This is a genomic window from Rathayibacter sp. AY1A3 (genome assembly GCF_002930975.1).
In the GTDB taxonomy this organism is placed as follows: domain Bacteria; phylum Actinomycetota; class Actinomycetes; order Actinomycetales; family Microbacteriaceae; genus Rathayibacter.
Map to the genome: position 1 here is coordinate 1 of NZ_PSTO01000081.1, position 1,606 is coordinate 1,606.

The following is a 1,606-nucleotide window of genomic DNA, read 5'->3' on the forward strand; positions in this document are numbered from 1 at the left end:
GGAAGGGGGACGACCATCAAGCCTCGCACGCCCGCGCGGCGTCGGCGCGCGGGGGAGCCCACTGTCGTCCGGTGTTCATCCGCGGAGCGGAGCACCGGCACGTCCGGGTCGCCGTGCCGGTCCTCCGAGCAGGCGCGGCGCCGGCTACCACAGCGCCGCCCGCCCGTGCACGGGGTGGCCCCGGAGGCGCGGCTCGCCTGGGATGGAGGGGAGCGGCCCGATCCGGGTGCCGCGGACGGAGGAGCAATGCCCGACCAGTACACGTTCACCAACCCCGCCACCCAGTACCCGGATGTGACTCCGCCGGTCCAGCAGCAGCCCGAGCCCGGGCTGCAGTCGCGGATGACCCCGGTGCCGGACCTCGGCGAGGAGAGCTACCGCGGCACCGGCAGGCTCGCGGGCCGCCGCGCGCTCATCACGGGAGCCGACTCCGGGATCGGCGCCGCCGTGGCCATCGCCTTCGCCCGCGAGGGGGCCGACGTCGCCCTCGCCTACCTCCCGAGCGAGGAGGAGGACGCGCAGCACGTGATCGGGCTGATCCGCGCTGAGGGGCGCACCGCCGTGCCGATCCCCGGCGATCTCACGAGTGCCGAGTACTGCACGCGGCTCGTGGCGGAGGCGGTCGAGGGCCTCGGCGGGCTCGACGCGGTGGTCAACGTGGCCGGGAAGCAGATATGGAAGGAGGACCTGCTCGACATCACCGACGAGCAGTTCGAGGCGACCTTCGCGGTCAACGTCTTCGCTCCGTTCCGGATCATCCGCGCGGCCCTCCCGCACCTGCCCGCGGGCGCCACCATCATCAACACGGCGTCGGCGGAGGCGCACAAGCCCGCCCCCGACCGCCTCGACTACGCGATGACGAAGGGCGCGATCAACAACCTCTCGAAGGGCCTCGCGCAGCAGCTCGCCGCGAAGGGCATCCGCGTGAACGTCGTGGCGCCCGGCCCGACGTGGACCGCCCTGCAGGTCAGCGGCGGCGTCGACCCCGAGAGCCTGCCCGACTTCGGCTCCAGCGAGTCGCCGATGGGCCGTGCCGCGCAGCCTGCCGAGCAGGCCCCGGCCTACGTGTTCCTCGCGTCCGCCGAGTCGAGCTTCGTCGCCGGCGAGACCCTCAACGTGAACGGCGGCATGGTCTCGCCCTGACCCTCCGCGCCGCCGCCGCTCGCTGGTGTGCCGCCGAGACGCCTCCGTCCTGCTCGAGACACGGGCTCGCGTCAACCCTCTCCCGAGCGGCGGGGGCGCGAGGTGCCATGGAGGGACCACCACGAAGGAGCACCATGAGCACCACGACCGTCCTCCCCATCGAGACCTACTCCGACGAGCAGGGCTGGCACAACCGCATCGCCCACGCCCGGGTCCCGCTGAGCCACCACGAGTCGCGCCAGGAGGCGGAGGAGGTCGGCGAGGAGATCGCCGAGCAGCGCGGTGGGGAGCACGTCGTCCTCGGCTGACGGCCGGCGCGGGGCGCGGCATGCGGTGCCCGATCGGGGAACGCCGCCGGCCCGCGGAACGCGCCCGGCCCGCAATTCGCGCGCGGCCCGCAGGCGCCCGCTCCGCAGACGCCCGCTCCGCAGACGCCCCGCCCCGCGCGTGTAGCGCCCCCGAC

2 protein-coding genes are annotated in these 1,606 nt (G+C 74.5%); both read left to right on the plus strand.

Annotated elements, in window-relative coordinates:
* The first annotated feature begins 246 nt into the window (after nucleotides 1–246).
* Nucleotides 247–1,143, plus strand: coding sequence for an SDR family oxidoreductase (locus tag C5C10_RS17375; protein WP_104227027.1), 897 nt, complete (start codon nucleotides 247–249; stop codon nucleotides 1,141–1,143).
* Nucleotides 1,144–1,277: 134 nt separating this feature from the next.
* Entirely contained in the window at nucleotides 1,278–1,451 is a 174-nt protein-coding gene (locus C5C10_RS17630; protein WP_159940661.1) for a DUF2188 domain-containing protein, read from the plus strand.
* Nucleotides 1,452–1,606: the final 155 nt, after the last annotated feature.